Origin of the sequence: Nocardia sp. NPDC006044 (assembly GCF_042871115.1) — a bacterium.
GTDB lineage: Bacteria > Actinomycetota > Actinomycetes > Mycobacteriales > Mycobacteriaceae > Nocardia.
Window position 1 is genome coordinate 848,494 of record NZ_JBIAID010000002.1, and the last position, 15,851, is coordinate 864,344.

General features: G+C 68.9%; 17 protein-coding genes. 6 read left to right on the top strand and 11 right to left on the bottom strand.

Going from position 1 to position 15,851, the window contains the following annotated elements; translation table 11 throughout:
- Positions 1 to 256 precede the first annotated feature (256 nt).
- Positions 257 to 943, top strand: a complete 687-nt coding sequence (locus tag ACFYO1_RS21420; protein ID WP_387233556.1) for a 2OG-Fe dioxygenase family protein — start codon at positions 257 to 259, stop codon at positions 941 to 943.
- Positions 936 to 2,156 (top strand): M20 family metallopeptidase, encoded by a 1,221-nt coding sequence (locus ACFYO1_RS21425; protein WP_387233559.1) that lies wholly within the window; start codon positions 936 to 938, stop codon positions 2,154 to 2,156. Before ACFYO1_RS21420 ends, ACFYO1_RS21425 begins: the two co-directional genes overlap by 8 nt.
- A gap of 1 nt (position 2,157) precedes the next feature.
- Here ACFYO1_RS21425 and ACFYO1_RS21430 read toward each other — a convergent pair whose 3' ends face one another.
- Together ACFYO1_RS21430 and ACFYO1_RS21435 are read right to left on the bottom strand one after the other, a co-directional pair.
- Positions 2,158 to 3,615, bottom strand: coding sequence for a tetratricopeptide repeat protein (locus ACFYO1_RS21430; RefSeq protein WP_387233562.1), 1,458 nt, complete (start codon positions 3,613 to 3,615; stop codon positions 2,158 to 2,160).
- Positions 3,616 to 3,684: 69 nt separating this feature from the next.
- A complete protein-coding gene (locus tag ACFYO1_RS21435; RefSeq protein ID WP_387233565.1) occupies positions 3,685 to 5,046 on the bottom strand; it encodes an NB-ARC domain-containing protein in 1,362 nt (453 codons plus the stop codon).
- A 191-nt stretch (positions 5,047 to 5,237) separates the two neighbouring features.
- Between ACFYO1_RS21435 and ACFYO1_RS21440 the strand changes: the two genes are divergently transcribed.
- Positions 5,238 to 5,663, top strand: coding sequence for a hypothetical protein (locus tag ACFYO1_RS21440; protein WP_387233568.1), 426 nt, complete (start codon positions 5,238 to 5,240; stop codon positions 5,661 to 5,663).
- A 4-nt stretch (positions 5,664 to 5,667) separates the two neighbouring features.
- On the opposite strand, the gene ACFYO1_RS21445 is transcribed toward ACFYO1_RS21440, so the two are convergent.
- From ACFYO1_RS21445 to uraD, 4 genes are read right to left on the bottom strand one after another with little or no spacing between them, the layout of a single operon-like run.
- Entirely contained in the window at positions 5,668 to 7,029 is a 1,362-nt protein-coding gene (locus tag ACFYO1_RS21445; RefSeq protein WP_387233571.1) for an 8-oxoguanine deaminase, read from the bottom strand.
- The gene (gene pucL, locus ACFYO1_RS21450) at positions 7,017 to 7,922 is read right to left on the bottom strand and encodes a factor-independent urate hydroxylase (protein WP_387233574.1); all 906 of its coding nucleotides are present in this window, start codon (positions 7,920 to 7,922) and stop codon (positions 7,017 to 7,019) included. Before pucL ends, ACFYO1_RS21445 begins: the two co-directional genes overlap by 13 nt.
- Positions 7,923 to 7,929: 7 nt before the next feature.
- Positions 7,930 to 8,247 (bottom strand): hydroxyisourate hydrolase, encoded by a 318-nt coding sequence (uraH, locus tag ACFYO1_RS21455; RefSeq protein WP_387233577.1) that lies wholly within the window; start codon positions 8,245 to 8,247, stop codon positions 7,930 to 7,932.
- Positions 8,244 to 8,747 carry a 2-oxo-4-hydroxy-4-carboxy-5-ureidoimidazoline decarboxylase gene (gene uraD, locus ACFYO1_RS21460; RefSeq protein WP_387233580.1) on the bottom strand — a complete coding sequence of 168 codons (504 nt, stop codon included), beginning with the start codon at positions 8,745 to 8,747 and terminating at the stop codon, positions 8,244 to 8,246. Before uraD ends, uraH begins: the two co-directional genes overlap by 4 nt.
- 150 nt (positions 8,748 to 8,897) lie before the next feature.
- On the opposite strand from uraD, the gene ACFYO1_RS21465 reads away from it, so the two are divergent.
- Both ACFYO1_RS21465 and ACFYO1_RS21470 read left to right on the top strand, forming a co-directional pair.
- On the top strand, positions 8,898 to 9,497 hold the full coding sequence (locus tag ACFYO1_RS21465) for an NTP transferase domain-containing protein (protein WP_387233583.1): 600 nt from the start codon (positions 8,898 to 8,900) through the stop codon (positions 9,495 to 9,497).
- Positions 9,498 to 9,510: 13 nt separating this feature from the next.
- Positions 9,511 to 10,533, top strand: a complete 1,023-nt coding sequence (locus ACFYO1_RS21470) for an XdhC family protein (RefSeq protein ID WP_387233587.1) — start codon at positions 9,511 to 9,513, stop codon at positions 10,531 to 10,533.
- On the opposite strand, the gene ACFYO1_RS21475 is transcribed toward ACFYO1_RS21470, so the two are convergent.
- The 4 genes from ACFYO1_RS21475 to ACFYO1_RS21490 all read right to left on the bottom strand — a co-directional run bounded on the left by ACFYO1_RS21475 (position 10,530) and on the right by ACFYO1_RS21490 (position 14,239).
- Entirely contained in the window at positions 10,530 to 11,624 is a 1,095-nt protein-coding gene (locus tag ACFYO1_RS21475) for an ABC transporter substrate-binding protein (RefSeq protein WP_387233590.1), read from the bottom strand. The genes ACFYO1_RS21470 and ACFYO1_RS21475 overlap by 4 nt on opposite strands.
- Before the next feature lie 80 nt (positions 11,625 to 11,704).
- A complete protein-coding gene (locus ACFYO1_RS21480) occupies positions 11,705 to 12,502 on the bottom strand; it encodes an ABC transporter permease (RefSeq protein WP_387235282.1) in 798 nt (265 codons plus the stop codon).
- 20 nt (positions 12,503 to 12,522) lie between these two features.
- On the bottom strand, positions 12,523 to 13,269 hold the full coding sequence (locus ACFYO1_RS21485) for an ABC transporter permease (protein ID WP_387233593.1): 747 nt from the start codon (positions 13,267 to 13,269) through the stop codon (positions 12,523 to 12,525).
- 127 nt (positions 13,270 to 13,396) lie between these two features.
- The gene (locus ACFYO1_RS21490; protein ID WP_387233596.1) at positions 13,397 to 14,239 is read right to left on the bottom strand and encodes an ABC transporter ATP-binding protein; all 843 of its coding nucleotides are present in this window, start codon (positions 14,237 to 14,239) and stop codon (positions 13,397 to 13,399) included.
- A 127-nt stretch (positions 14,240 to 14,366) separates the two neighbouring features.
- Here ACFYO1_RS21490 and pnuC point away from each other — a divergent pair, with 127 nt between their 5' ends.
- Positions 14,367 to 15,083: a nicotinamide riboside transporter PnuC gene (pnuC, locus tag ACFYO1_RS21495; RefSeq protein WP_387233598.1), complete on the top strand. Its 717-nt coding sequence runs from the start codon at positions 14,367 to 14,369 to the stop codon at positions 15,081 to 15,083.
- Positions 15,084 to 15,108: 25 nt separating this feature from the next.
- On the opposite strand, the gene ACFYO1_RS21500 is transcribed toward pnuC, so the two are convergent.
- Positions 15,109 to 15,849, bottom strand: a complete 741-nt coding sequence (locus tag ACFYO1_RS21500) for a TetR/AcrR family transcriptional regulator (RefSeq protein WP_387233601.1) — start codon at positions 15,847 to 15,849, stop codon at positions 15,109 to 15,111.
- Positions 15,850 to 15,851: the final 2 nt, after the last annotated feature.

Here is a 15,851-nt window from a genome sequence, read left to right on the forward strand (position 1 = left end):
TCGACACGCGGGATCGAGCACCGCACACACTCGACAACCGGGCGGCTGCCGGATTAATCTCCATCGCGGCCCGGTCTGTGTGACATTTCCCACGCACACGCGGGCCGTCCCCTTACTGATGTGTGCCACCGACGGCCTCCCTGTCGGCAGCGCATGTCCCGACGCGGAAGGGCCACCGATAAACGCCAACCAGCGGGCGGCGACCGCCGGCCACGAGTTGCCGGCGCCCCGCGCCGAGGACGCACCGTCCGCCTGGATGATGACGGCCACCGACTTCCCCCTCACCGACCGCGACCTGCACGTCCTGCGCCGCACGTTCCGCGACTACACCGAGCTCGACCACTGGCTGCCCGGCGGCGAGCAGTACCGGCGGCGGGCCTACCAGTGCTTCGACCTCGAGCTGGCCCGGCTGGCCGACTACGGCGCCAACGCGCTCACCGCGATCGCCGACCCACCGCCCTATATGCAGTCCAGGCAGGTCAACCCGGTGGCGGGCGATATCGAACGCGCCTTCAAACTGATCGCGCCCGACCACCCCGCGACCGAGCCGACCAGGCAGATCGCCACTGCGGTGGCCCGGCTGCTCGCGGCCAACGGGGTGCTGGCCGCGGACACCACCCCGCGCTGCCTGGTCGACGCTCACTACATGCGGCTGATCGCGCCGGGCCACCCGGCGCCGGAGGGCAAGCATCGCGACGGCCTCATCGCCGGCTCCGCGCACCTCATCCAGCGGACCAACATCACCGGCGGCAGCTCCGCCCTCTACGACCGTTACGAACCGGAGCGGGAGCTGTGTAGCTTCGTCCTCGAGCAACCGCTCGACTCCTACGTGTTCGACGACGAGCGAGTCCTGCACTACACGACGACAATCACGGTGACCGATCCCGCCGAGGGCGCCGGGTTACGCGATGTCCTGCTGATCGGATTCAGAAAGCGTGAATAGCTCCACAACGACCTTCGCCGACCAGCTGCCCGACGACGAACTCGTCCAGCTCGCCGCCGGGCTCACCGCGGTCCCGTCCTTCACCGGGCAGGAGACGCCGCTGGCCTTCCACGTCCGGAACACCCTTGCCCGCAATGACATTCATGCCTACCACCAGGAGGTGGCGCCGGGCCGATTGCAGACCGTCGCGCGCCTGGGCCCCGAACACGGCACTCCGGCCCTGCTGCTGAACGGCCACCTCGACATGGATCCGCTCGGCCGGGACTTCCCGGGCGAGCCGTTCGCCGCCCGCCGCGACGGCGACCGGCTCTACGGCGCGGGCCTGCACAACATGAAGAGCGGTCTGGCGGCGATCCTCGGCGCGGCGATCGCGGTGCGCCGCAGCGGCATTGCGCTGCACCGGCCGTTGCTGCTCGAGTTCGTCGTCGGCGAGTTACAAGGCGGGATCGGCACCCGGCATGCCTTGCGCAGCGGCCTCACCGCGGACGCCGCCGTGGTCCCCGAGCCGTATTCGGTCCGCCGGGTGATCACCCGCACCGCCGGCGTGCACAAGTTCGCCGTCGTCGTGCGCGGCGCCACCGCGCACACCAGCAGGCACCACGAAGGCGTCGACGCGATAGCGATCCTGCGTCGCGTGCTCGATCTGCTCGACTCCGCCGATCTCGGCCTGCACAATCACGAATTCCCGCCGCTGCCAAGGCTCCAGGTGGCCAGCCTGATCGCGGGCCGCGGCGAGGGCCACGACCTGTCCGGGGTGAGTTACTGCTCGGACAAAGCCACCGCGCTCGTCGACCTGCGCTATCCACCCCCGTATGAGCCGCATCAGGTCGGCAAGGCCATCGACGTCGTGCTGGATCACGCCCGCGACGCCTTCCCGGAAGCGCAGATCACGATGGAGCATCCGGTCGATCCGCAATTCCGGGTCGGCGGCGCCGATATGCCGCCGATGGACATGCCCGCCGACTGCTCGGTGGTCCGCGACATCGCCGAATTGCTGCCGCAGGTCTCGGATTTCCGGGTCGAGGAGACCGGACTGGCGCTGCCCTACTCCTATTGCGGCAACGACACCACCCACCTGAGCCGGGCCGGGATCGAATGCGCGCTGTTCGGACCGCGTGGCGCCACCCCCGACACCGAACACCACGTCTTGATCAGCGAAATGCGTGCCTGCGCAGACACTCTGGCCCTGCTGGCGGCGCGCCGCTGCGGCTGACCTACGCCCCGGCGCCGGGCCGTAGATCCGCGCGCACCTGAGTCGCGAGTTGCAGGCCGATGCCGTCGTACAGCGCGAGCGCCCGCGCCAGCAGCGCGTCGGCCTGCGCCGGCGAGCCCGTCGCCGTCTCGACGCCGGCCAGGCTGCGCAGCGCGTCCGCCTGCCCGAGCGGATCACAGATTCGGTGTGCCACATCCATCGACGCGAGGTAATACCGACGCGCGGCGTCGAACCGGCCGAAGTGCCGGTCGATGTGCCCCAGCCCGCGCAACGCATCGACCTGCCCGAGTGGATCATTGATCTCCACCGCGATGTCATAGGCCAGCTGGAACAGGCCGAGCGCCTCAGCGTGATCCCCCGCCTTGCGCGCGAGATTGCCGAGCCCCCACAGGGTCCAGCCCTCGCCGTAGCGATCACGGATGCGGCGGGCGATCTCGAGTGCGTCGTCGAAGTAGCGACGCGCGGTCTCGTGCTCGCCGACCAGCCGTTCGATATGCCCGAGCCCGCGCAGCGCATCCCCCTCCAGTTTCTGATGATTCAATCCCCTGGCGATCTCCAGCGCCTCGGCATACCTGCGCTCGGCGCCCTCCGGATCGCCGAGCCGCCGGATCACCTCCGCGAACCCCCACTGCGCGCTGGCCACCCGCACCGGATCGTCGATGGCCTCCGCGATTGCCAGCGCCTGTGCCGAACAGTTCCAGGCCGCACGGTATTCGGACGAGGCGCGCTCGACGTGCGCGAGCCCGTCCAGCGCATCGCATTCGGTCGGCTGATCGTCGATGTCCCGCGCGATGCCGAGGGCCTCGCTGAAATAGCCCCGCGCCGCCGCGTGATCGCCGGTGACCCGGGCCGTCTGACCCAGCTCACACAGCACGGCCGCCTGACATTGCCGATCCCGTAATTCGATGGCGATCTTGCGCGCCAGCCGAAAGCCGTTGCACGCCTGCTCATGCTGACCGATCAGCCGATCGACACGCCCCTTGCCGACCAGCACCCAGGCTTGTGCGCGCCGGTCGCCGACCTTGGTGGTGATCTCCGATGCGCGCGTGTAGAGCCGCAGTGCCAGCGACCAGTGCCCGACGCCGGACAGATGCGAGGCCAGCCGGGTAGCCAATTCCGCGGCGGCCGAGCTGGGTTCGGCGTCACGCAGGCAGCCGACGAGCAGTTCGCGCTCCCTGGTGAGCCAGGCTCGCGCGCGGGCCGCGTCCGCCGAGGGATTCGAAAGGTGCTCGCTGCCCGCGGGATCGAAGACCTGGTTGGTATTGGCGCGGCGGGCCACCGCGAGACCGTCGGCGACGAGCCGATCGATCACCGCGGCGTACTCTGCCGGTGAGTCTTCCCGCTCCGCGTGCAGGCGCGCACACAGCCGGGTCAGATCGTGCATCCGATAGCGCGGCCCGCCGGGGCCGCCGGGTGAGGGATCGAGAAATCCCGCCTCGAACAGCCTGCGCACCAACATTTTTCCTTCTCGCAGCGGCACCGCGGCCATGGTCGCCATCGCCTCGGCGGTGATCTCCGGGCCGGGAAACTAGCCGAGCAACCGGACGGCGCGCTGCTGCCCCGCCTCCGGCAATCGCTGATAGGACAGCTCGAACGCCGCCCGCAACGATTCGTCCTCGGCCGCGAATCGATCCAGAAGATGTTCGGCCGCCGAACCATTCGTGCGGTCCGCGGGCGCGCGTTTGATTCGTTCGGTCAGCTGCGCGATATCGGCCGCGCTGTCGGCCAGCATGGCCTCGCCGTGATGCGCGATCTGCCCACCGATCAGCCGGATCGCCAGCGGCAATCGGCCCGCCGTGTGCAGGATCTGGCGCACCGCGTCCCGGTCGTACCCCGCGCGCAGGTTACCGAGCTTGACCAGCAGTTCCTCGGCCTCGGCCCACTCCATCACATCCAGACGCAACGGTACGGCCTCGGCCAGCCCGGTGAGCTTGCTGCGGCTGGTGATCAGCACGAAGCAGCCGGGCGCCTGCGGCAGTAGCTGTTTCACCTGCGCGCTGTCGAGCGCGTTGTCGAACACGATCAGCATCCGGCGCTGACGGGTCGCGGCGCGCCAGCGGGCCGCCCGCCCGGCCAGGTCCGTTTCGATGGTCTCGCGCGGCACGCCGATCTGCAGCAGCAGCTGTTCGAGCACGTCGACCGGCTCGCGGGGCTCGCGGCCGAGCGTGTAACCGTGCAGGTCGACCCACACGGTGCCGTCGGGATAATGCCTGCCGAACACCGCGACCGCGTATCTGGCCAGCGCGGTCTTGCCGATCCCGGCGAGCCCGGCGATGACGTGCACGGCCGCCGCCGTGCTGCTCAGATGCGCGGTAACCCGCTCGCGCAGTTGCGCTTTCGGACCCTCGCGGCCGGTGAAATGCGGCACTTCCGCGGGCAGGTCGTGACCCGCGCGGACCGGCTGCCTGCCGATGGATCGCCGCGCCACCGCCTCGTGGTACTCCATCCGTTCGGTATGCGGCATGTACGCCAGATCCGCGACATCGACCAGCTGGTCCCAGGCCGTACCGTAAATGGCGGCAAGGTTTTTCAGCACCCGGATGGTCGGGCGGGCGCCGCTGGGCCGGTGGTGTTCATCGTCGGGGTCGGCGCCGTCCCTGGCGAACGGCCACGCCTCGTATTCGGAGATCCGGCTGGCCTTCATCGCGGCCCTGGCGCTGTCGGTCACCTCGTTGTAGCGCTCGGCGACCGCGGCCTGGGTCAGTCCGTTGGCGTAGCGCCAGGCCGCCCGCGGCCGGTAGCCGCGCTGGCGCAGCTCCGCGGCCAGCGGTTCGAGCAGTTGCACTTCGGTCAACCCCAGATCGGCCAGCCGATCCCGCAGCCGCCGCCGTTGCTCGGCGGTCAAATTGCCGCCGGGACGCCATCGTTCGGTCCGGCCGGATCGATCCATCCCGCCACCCTCCCGCGCGCGATGGGCCCGGCAGGGTGCGCCGGAACCGGAGAATCGAGACGCTGATTGTGATTAATTCCTTGGTAGCAGTGCCGTTTTCCCAGGTCAAGTAATTCGGCCGACCCGATAAACCGCCGCGTCCGCTGGGATCGCGGCGCGCCGAAAAGAACTGGCACCCTAAAGGGCGTCACGTGAACATTGTGACGAAGGCGGACGAAAGGGGTCCCGCGATGGCGATCAGCGCCACCGACTGGCTCATCACGAGCGATGTCGCGCACGAGGCCGCATTCCGGGTCGACCTGCCGGAGCAGGACCGGGGCAAGTGGATCCTGTCCTACCTGCCGACCCACCGGCGGCTCACCAGGAATCAGGCGATGGCCGGCATGGTGCTCGCCGAGATGATCGTGCTCGGCGGCCTGTACCCGGCCGGCTTGAATCATGAAGTCGCGCAGCTGCATGCGGCCGAACTCGGCAGCACCCTGCCCGACATCATGAGCCTGCTCGCCTTGCGGGCTCCCGCCGATTCGCCGGAGCCGGACGTGGACTGGTGCCCGGCCGATGACCGAACGCGGTCCGCGGCGGCGCTGTTGCACGGCACGCGGTGCTTCGCCGCGTAGCGCGTCAACCCGCCTTGGCCACCAGCGCGGCCTGAGCCCCGGCCACTCGGCGTCCGACGGTCTCCTCGTCGACGGTGCGCAGCCTGCCGTCACGAACAACCTCGCGCCCGTTCACGATCAGCGCCGCGAGGGGCGGCGCCGAGCCGAGGACGAGCGCGGTCACCGGATCGTCGATGCCAGCGTGCGCCGGGGTGTCCAGCCGCCAGAGCGCCAGATCGGCCAGCTTGCCCGGTTCGATCGAGCCGATCTCGGCGTCCCGGCCGAGCACCCGCGCGCCGCCGATGGTGGCCAGCGCCAACGACGTTCGCACGGTCATCGCCCGCGGGCCACCCTGGTTGCGCGCGAAGAACAGGGCATTGCGCGGCTCCTCGATCATCGAGCCGGCCTCGTTGCTCGCCGCGCCGTCCACCCCGAGACCGACCGGCACGCCGGCCCGCACCAGATCCGCGGTGCGCGCGATGCCCGCGCCGATCCGCGCGTTCGAGGTGGGGCAATGCGCCACGCCGGTACCGGTTTTCGCCATCGTCTCGATCGCCGAGTCGTCCAGGTGGATCGCGTGCGCCCACCAGACGTCGGCGCCCACCCAGCCCAGCCGCTCCATGTACTGCGCAGGCGTACAGCCGAATGTTTCCGCGCAATAGTCTTGTTCGTCGATCGTCTCGGCGACATGGGTGTGCAAACGCACCCCGGCCTCGCGCGCCAGTGCCGCCGATTCGCGCAGGAGTTCGGGCGTCACCGAGAACGGCGAGCACGGGGCGAGCGCGATGCGCAGCATCGAATCGAACGACGAATCATGGTGCCGGGCAATGGCCGCCGCGCTGTCGGCCAGGATGTCGTCCAGCGCCTGCACCACGTGATCGGGCGGCAGGCCACCGGAGCTCGCGCCCAGGTCCATCGAGCCGCGACACGGATGGAAACGCAGGCCCACCTCGGCGGCCGCGGCGATCTCGGCGCCGAGCAGATCCCCGCCCTCGCGCGGGAACACGTAGTGATGATCGGTCGTAGTGGTGCAGCCGGTCCTGGCCAACGCGGCCAGCCCACCGGTCGCCGCGATCCGCACCGCCTCCTCGTCGATGCCCGCCCAGATGGGGTAGAGCGTGGTGAGCCACTCGAACAGCGTGTTGTCCGCGGCGAGGCCGCGGGTGATCCACTGATAGAGGTGGTGGTGGGTGTTCACCAGACCGGGCGTCAGCAGACAGCCGCGGCCGTCGATACGCCGCACCTCTGCGTCCGGCGCGGGCGCCGTGCCCGCGCCGACGGCCTCGATCCGGTTGCCGCGCACCACCACATAGCCGTCGCGGTATTCGGTGCCTGCGGCGTCGACGGTCGCGACGGCACAACCCTCGATGATGGTCACTGAGTCCATGCGGGTCCTGCCTCCGGTGCGTCGGCCCGCCGCACAGTCGCGTGGATCAGACCGTAGGGACGATCAGCGGCGTGGTAGACCTCGCCGTTGTTCTCGATACCGAAGCGTGCCAGGTCGTAGTCGAAATGGTGCTTGTTCGGCGCGGCGAGCCGGATCTCGGCCAGCACCGGATACGCCTCGAGCGCGGCCTTGCCCATCTCGAACAGCGTCTGCTGCAACGCCTTCGAATGCCGCGTCGCGAACGTCTCGACCAATCGCGCCCGGATGCCGGCGTACACCTCGTCCCAGGCGATGCCGGTGGTCCCCGCGAAACGCCATTCCACGACCAGCGACGTCGCCAGCATCCGGTCGTGCGTCGGCGCCAGCACGGTGAATTCGTCGGTCAGGAAGTCGGCGAACTCCGAACCGGTCGACTTCAGAATGGTCAGATCCTTCACCCCGCCGACCACCCAGGCCCGCCGGTCCGCACCCGTTCCCGCCACCGTCACCGCCGCGGTGCGCACCTCCGGACCTTGCCGGACCCAGGTGTGATCGTGTTCCTTGCCGTCGACCGAAACCCGTTGCCAGGCATACTCGTCGACCTCGATCCGGGCACTGGTCACCGGCTCGACGTCGTCGACGAAATGCCCCGCCAGGGCTAGCGCGTAGTCCTCGATCGTCTGTAGTCCAGGCTGTTTCGCGTAGACGTAGGCGGTCTGCTTCTGCGTATCGGTCGGCAATACCTTGCGCTGATCACCGGCGGTGTAGGCCTCGGCGAAATCGCCACGCAGCACGGTGGACACGTTCACGTCGCGGATCTCGTGGCGGGAATGCTGCCGCCAGATCCGGACGATCCGGTTCTCCGCCTTGCCGTATCGGTGGTCGGACAGCACGATCGGCCCGGTCAATTCCATGCTCGGTTCAGCTCCCTCGATAGGTGGAAAAGGCAAACGGCGACAGCAGCAACGGGACGTGGTAGTGCCGCTCCTCGGTGACCTCGAAGCTCACCGAGACCTCGGGGTAGAAGGTGTCGACCTGTTGTGCGGTGAAATAGGGTCCGGTCGCGAACACCAGGCGATAGACGCCCGCCGGAAGCGCGCCGCCCAGTGCGCCGATCCGTCCGTCGGCGTCGGTCGCGCCCGAATCCAGCTGCTCGGCACCGCGATACAGCGTCACCGCGACGTCCCGGGCGGGCGCGCCGCGCATCGCGTCGAGCACATGCGTGCTCAGCGAGCTCATCGGGTCGCCGCCAGCAACGCGCGCAACCGGATTCGATTGATCTTCGCCAGTTCGGTTCGCATGACCCGCCTTTCGGTCTCGGCATCGTTGCCCAATCGCGCCTCCAGGATCGCGAGCAGCTCACCGCCCGATCTGCCGCTCGCACAGACCAGATAGATGTGCCCGAACCGCGCCTCGTAGGCCCGGTTCCCGCCCGCGAGCGCCGACCGTACCGCGTCATCGGCGGTGGCGACCCCCGCCTGCTCGCGCGCCGAGGCCGCCGTGTCCGCTCGCTCGCCGATCCGCGGATGCCCGGCGAGCGCTCGATCGATCTCCGGCTCGGGCAGTCCGGCCAGAGCGGCGTCCGCGGCGGCGAGCAGGGCATCGACGCTCGGATACGGCCGCCCCGCGACCAGCACCCGCGCCCATTCGGGCGAAGAGCAACACGCGAGCAATGCCTCGGTGGCGGCCCCTTCGGGCAGCGCGTGGAACCCGGCGAGGCCCGCCTCGTCGTCTGTCATCGGACCAGCATCGAATACGACCCGCCCGGCCGCCACCCGAAAGAGATAGATCACCCTCGGCGTGTCGCCGCAATGAATGCGGCCGCGCAGGTCCCCGAGCAGCACTGTTCCGGCACGCGCGCACCGCGGTTCCGGACTAACGTCGTAGCCATGGCTGTACCCGATCGCCCGGCCGCCCCGCCCGCCTGCGCGGGCATCGTGCTCGCCGCGGGCGCAGGCACCCGGTACGGACGGCCGAAGGCGCTGGCCGAGGGCGGCGCCTGGCTGCGCGGCGCGGTGGCCGCGCTGCGCGACGGCGGCTGCGATCCGGTGATCGTGGTGCTCGGCGCCACCGGACCCGATCCGCGCCCGCTCCACCTTCCGCCGGGCGTCCAGCACGTCTGGGCCGCGGACTGGGCCACCGGGCTCGGCGCGTCCGTGCGGGCCGGGCTGATCGCCGCCGCGCGCACCCCGGCGCGCTTCGCCGCGATCATGCCGGTGGATACTCCGGACGTCGGCGCGGATGTCGTCGCCCGGGTCACCGCCGCCGCCTTCGTCTCCTCGAGCGGCCTCGCGCGGGCTGTGTTCCACAACACGCCGGGGCATCCGGTTGTGCTCGCGCACAAGCACTGGACCTCGATATGTCAGGAGGCCGTAGGAGATTCAGGCGCGCGCACCTATTTGTCCCGCAAGGCAGATATGGTGTGCGTCACGTGCGACGATTTGGCGACGGGCGTCGATCGTGACTACCCGGCCTCGTCCGCACGGTGATCGGAGCGAGCAGATGCGGGACATCATCGATGACCTCTTGCGGGTGTGGCATTCCGGGCGTACCGGCGGGCTGGCCACCATCGTGCGCACGATGGGCTCCGCGACGTTACCGATCGGGTCCGCGATGCTGGTCGATCCGGACGGCGGCGTCTACGGCGCGGTGACCGACGGCGGGCTGGAGGAGATCGCCTACGAGGCGGTGCTGCAGGCCGCCCGCACGGGACGGCGCGCGCTGCACCGCTATGGCGTGGCTACCATCGCCGACCGGGACAGCACGATGGACGTGTTCACCGAACCGTTCTCGCGCAGGCACTTTCCCGAGTTTCCGCTCGTCGCCGCGGAGATCGCCGCGCACCGGCGGATCACCGTGTTCACCGTGGTGTGGAACTCCGACGCGGACCTGATCGGCCAGCACCTGGTCACCGACAAGAAGCACGGCACCGAGCTGCTCGCCCTGCCGGATTCGGATGTGTTCGTCGCGTCGTTCGCCCCGCCGCCGCGGCTGATCATCTTCGGCGCCAACTCTTTTGCCGCCGCGCTGACCGTGCAGGCCCGGCTGCTCGGCTACCGGGTCACCATCTGCGACTCCAGGGAGAACTTCGCCAAACCGGAGAAGTTCCCCGGCGCGGAGGTGGTCGTCGACTGGCCGCACCGCTACCTGAACACGCTGTCCTCCGCGGGCGAAATCGACGGCAGCACCGGCATTGTCGTCACCTCGCACGACCCCAAGTTCGAGATCCCGCTGCTCACCGTCGCGCTCCGACTACCCGAGCTCGGCTACCTCGGCGCCATGGGCGCACACACCGTGCACACCCAGCGCATGGAAGACCTACGCGCGGGCGGCTTCACCGAGGCGACCCTGGCCCGCCTGCATTCCCCCGCCGGACTCGACCTCGGCGCCCGCACCGCCACCGAGATGGCCATCGCGATCGCCGCCGAGCTGATTGCCGCCAGGACCGAACAGTCCGGGCGGCACTCGCTCGATCACTCCAACACCCAGGCGCCGCTGAAAACAGTTGTCGGACTGAGTAGTTAAGCCTTCAGCCCCGGGTTCTCCGCATACACCTCACGCAGCACCGAGAGATCGAACAACTCCTCGGCCTTGATATCGAGATCGGCCGCCCGCAACGCGGTGATGTTCTGCTCGATCAGCTTGTCGGTCATGGTCAGCAGCCCGTTCGCGGTCGCGTCCGCGGAGGTGACCAGATCGTTCTGCGCCACTGCCTCTTTCGTCTGCTCGGCCAGGTCGAGCTTCTGATCCTTGCCGTACACCTCGACCGCGAGCCGGGCCGACTCGGCCGGATTGGCCACCGCGTCCTTCCACCCCTTGATCTCGGCGACCAGGAACGCCTTCAGCTTCTCCCGCTCCTTGTCGATGGTGGACTGCTTGACCGTGAGCGTCTCGGCCACCAGCGGCAGGTTGTAGTCGGCGAACAGGAAGTGCGTGTTCGCGAATCCCTTGGCGGTCAAGGTGATCGGCTCGTTGGTCACGTAACTGACCCAGCCGTCGACCTCGCCGTTGGCCAGCGGGGACGGATCGAACTGCGCCGGCACGATGGTGACGTCGTTCGGCTTGAGGCCGTTGGCGGTGAGCAGCGCCTTGAAGATCAGCTGGTTGGTGTCCTGCACGCCGATCTTCTTGCCGCGCATGTCCTCCGGCGTCTTGATCGGCTTGGCCGCCGAACTGACGATCGCGAACGGGTTCTTCTGGTAGGTGGTCGCGATGATCTTGCCCGGCAGGCCCTCCAGCACCGCCTTGGCGGTGGTCTGCGGGGCGGACAGGCCGAGCCAGATCTTCCCGGTGTCCAGCCCGGCCTCCACCGAGGTGCTGGCCGCGCCGCCCGCGATGAGATTGACCGAGCCGAAACCGGCCTCCTTGAAATAACCCTTGCTGTCCGCGAAGTACTCGCCGGCGAATTCGATGTTTTTCAGCCAGGACAGTTGCACCGCGACGGTGCCGTATTTGGAGCCGTCCGCGGTGGAACCGCCCGAGGAGTCGGCGGCATTGTCGCCGCACGCGGCGAGCAGGCCCGCACCGCCGAGGGCGGCGCCCGCCATGGCGGAGTAACGAAACAGAGACCGTCGGTTCAGTGAAGGCCCGAACGAAGAGCGTTGCACGGGTGTCATGGAGCGAATCTAGGTCGATTGCGTTTCATTTTCTTTACTTTGACGTTCCGAGCGGTGATTTGCTCGAATTTCACCGGGATTCAGGACCTCCCGGCGTCCGCGCCGAAGCGGGCCAGCACCAGATTCTCGATGACGCCCACCACCGCGTAGAGCAGCACGGAGACGATCGTGACGATGACGATCGACGACCACAGCTGGTTGTACTGGAACGTCGGAATGGCGCGAATCAGGCTGGCGCCCAATCCCGTTCCGCTGCCCAGCCACTCGCCGAGCAACGCACCGATCAGCGCGCCGGGCACCGAGATCCGGGCCGCGGCGAACACCGAGGGCAGCGCCGCGGGCACCGCGACCATCCGCAGACCGGTCCATTTGGACCCGCCGTACGCGGCCACCAGGTCCATCGCCTGCCGGGGCGCGTTGCGCAGCCCCGCCATGATCATCACCAGTGCCGGGAAGAACACCACGATGGCGGCCAGCACCGTGACCCCGCCCAGCCCGCGGCCGAACACCAGCACGATGATCGGGGCGAGCACCACCAGCGGCACCGAGCGCAGCAGCATCGCCACCGGCAGGAAGGTCTGCTCCACCGCGGCGAACGACACGAACAGCGCGGCCACCACCAGCGCGGCCAGCATGCCGAGGGCGAACCCGATCGCCGCGTCCCGCAGAGTGATCTGCAGGTCGTCGATGATCACCGCGCGCGCCGCACTCGCGCCGCGCGAGGTCACCAGGTAGCGCCAGATGTCTTCCGGCGACTTGCCCACCCGCGGCCCGACCTGCGGAAACGTCTTCAGGAAGACGTACCAGATGGCCAGCATCAACAGCAGCGAGGTGAACAGCGGGAACAGGAACTTCCCGATCCGCAGGACAACCTTCATCGCCCCTCCCTCTTTCGTGGTCATCGCGCCTCCCGAGCGGTCCACGGGGCGACCACGCGGGCGGCCAGCGCGACCACCGCGTAGCCGAGTCCGGCCAGCGCCGCCGCGGCCAGCGCCATGCCCCAGGTGCGGGGCACGTTGTAGGCCGTCTGCGCGGCGGTCAACGCGACCCCGATGCCGCTGTCGACGCCGCCGAGGTACTCGCCGATGATCGCGCCCAGCACGGCCGACGGGGCGGCAATCTTCAACGCGGCGAACGTATTCGGCAACGCCGAGATCAGCTGCACCCGGTACAGCTGCTGCCAGCGCCCGCCGCCGTAGGCCCGCACCAGGTCTAGGCTCGTTCGATCCGCCGACCGCAACCCGGTCACGGTGCCGACCATGGTGGTGAAGAAGCAGTACATCGCGGCCAGGAACACCGTCGGGGTGCGCCCGCCGAACACCACCAGGATGATCGGCCCGAGCGCGAGCAGCGGCGTGCAGTAGCTCAGGATCGCCAGCTGCGTGGCCAGCGATTCGATCTGCGGAATCAGCATGATGAGGATCGCCAGCGCGATGGCCATCCCGTTGCCCCACACGAATCCCTTCAACGCGCCGAGCGCGGTGATCCGGAAGTTCGGGCCGTAGAGCCCCCACCCGTCGGTGTACATCGTGTGCACGACCGTCCACGGGCTCGGCACGGTGCCGCCCGCCACCCCGAGCGCGGCGAGCAGCCACCACACCCCGATCAGCCCGGCGACGCCGAGCAATCCGCCGATCCGCTTCATCCCCGGCCTCCCTGACCACGCCGGACGCACAGCGCGGCCGACCGCCTGGGCTGCCCGTACGAGCGCACCCGATGCCACCCCGGCCTCGCCTGCCACCGACAGCGTGCCTGTCGTTGTCTGTCGTCGCTCATGCCTGCACCGCGCCTGTGCTGGACTTCCCCGCGTCGGTGCCCAGCGCGCCGCCGGTGCCGGACTTCCCGAACAGCAGCTCAGACAGGTAGTCGTGCAGCTTGTGGAATTCGGGGGTGCGCATCATCTCCGGGGTGCGCGGGCGCGGCAGGTCGATCTCCACCAGTTCCAGCACCCGGCCCGGTCGCGGGCTCATCACCGCGACCACGTCGGAGAGGAACACCGCCTCGGCGATGCCGTGCGTGACCATCAGCGTGGTCGCGGGCTTCTCCGTCCAGATCCGCAGCAGTTCCAGGTTGAGCCGCTGCCTGGTCATGTCGTCCAAGGCGCCGAACGGTTCGTCGAGCAGGAGTACGGTCGGCTTCACCACCAGCGCCCTGGCGATCGACACGCGCTGGCGCATGCCGCCGGACAGCTGCGCCGGCTTGGCCTTCTCGAAGCCGTCCAGCCCGACCAGCTGGATCAGGTCGGCGATCTGCGCCGGGTCCGGGGTCAGGCCCGCCACCTGCAAGGGCAGCTTGATGTTCGACTCCACCGTGCGCCACGGCAGCAGCGCCGAGTCCTGGAACGCGATGCCGAGTTCGTGCCTGCGGACCAGCTCGGCGGGCGTCTGGCCATCGATGAGCGTCTTGCCCGCGCTCGGTGTCTCCAGGCCGGCGAGGATGCGCAGAACGGTCGACTTGCCGCAGCCGGACGGACCGAGCAACGACAGGAACGTGCCCTGTTCGGTGTGCAGGTCGACCGAGTCGAGGGCCGCCACCGTCTTGCGCCCCACCCTGAAGGTTTTGGTCAACCCACTGATGTGAATTCCGGTCCCCCCGGCACTGCTTTCCACGCTCATGAAAGTCACCCTAGAAGCAGCCCGTTGCACAGATATTGCGAATCGCGACCCCAGATTTCGCGATCGTTACGCGAACCCGCGTGCACACCGGATTTCCGATCGGCACGAGCCGATATCCCGCACGTGGATGACATCCGCGCGTGCGCTGGTTGCAGTACAGGTGAACCCGATCTACGCGCTGCTCGACGCCAAGCTGCACATCGCCGGCTCGGAGATTCTCTGGCGCGAGGTGATCGGCAACGGTTTCGGCCTGGCCTCGGCGCTCGGCGGCATGCGCAGGCGGGTCTGGGCCTGGCCGATCGGCATCGCCGGGAACGCGCTGCTGTTCACCGTTTTCGTCGGCGGCGTGTTCAATACTCCGCAGCATCTGAACATGGCCGGGCAGGCGGGACGTCAGCTGATGTTCATCGCGGTCAGCGTCTACGGCTGGTGGAGCTGGCATCGGCACGCCAACGAGACCGGTCTCGAGCATCGCGGCGTCGAACCGCGCTGGGCGAGCAATCGCGAACGGCTCGTGCTCGTCGTCGCCATGCTCGCCGGGACGGCCGCCTTCGCCCAGCTCTTCGAGCTGATCGGTTCCTACGGGCCGTGGGCCGAGGCGTGGATCTTCACCGGTTCCGTGCTGGCCACCTACGGGATGGCGCGTGGTCTCGCCGAGTTCTGGCTCATCTGGATCGCGGTCGACATCGTCGGCATTCCGCTGCTGGTCAAGGCGGGTTACTACCCGTCGGCGACGCTGTACTTCGTCTACGCGGGGTTCGTGGCGTGGGGATTCCTGGTCTGGATGCGCAACATTCGCGCGGAGGCCGTGCCGGCGGCCGTGCCGGTGGCTTCGGCGCCCTGATCTTTCGCACCGAAATGGTTGCGGCTCAGTCTTTCTGGGCCGCGGCGTCGGCGAAGAGTTTGGCGAGGACCTCCGCGATGGTGGCGGACCGGTCGAAGTGGTAGCCGAGATCGGCGGCGTGGCCGGCGAAGAGGTGCCAGGCGGAGGCCGTGAGCATGCGGGCAATGGTTTCCTGGTCCGGGCGCTCCGGTCCGGCGGGCGTACTCAGGTACTGGGTGACGATGCCCTCCACCAAGCCGACCAGCCCGTAGGCCAGCGGCCGATACGGTTCGACATCGATGGCGAGCATGCCGGTCCAGGACGAAAACTGTTGCCACAGCGTCTCGGCGACCCGGTGCCTGCCGATGGTGAGGCTGGTCTCCCCCGACGAGCGCCCCGGGCCGTTCTGCGCGAACTGGTAGAGATGGGGATGCGCCGTGGCCCAGCTCACCACCCGGCAGATCACCTCGTAAAAGATCTCTTCCCCGGTCTTGGCCGGGTCGAGCACGAGCAACGACTCCACCTCGGACACATAGTGATCCATGATGTACTCGCGGACCCGGGCGTCCAGGTCCTCACGGTTGTCGAACTGCCGGTAGACCACCGAGCGGGCCAGGCCGGCGCGCTCGGCGATCTGCTGGATCGACACCTCGGCCGTGGGCCCGAGCTCCTCGATCAGCGCGACGGCCGCCTCGAGGATCTGCGCCTGCCGGGTCGAGTTGTGCTCGTCCCAGCGATGACCGCCCGAGCGCCTGCGATGGGTACGCATGTGGGCGGGCGGTTTCACGG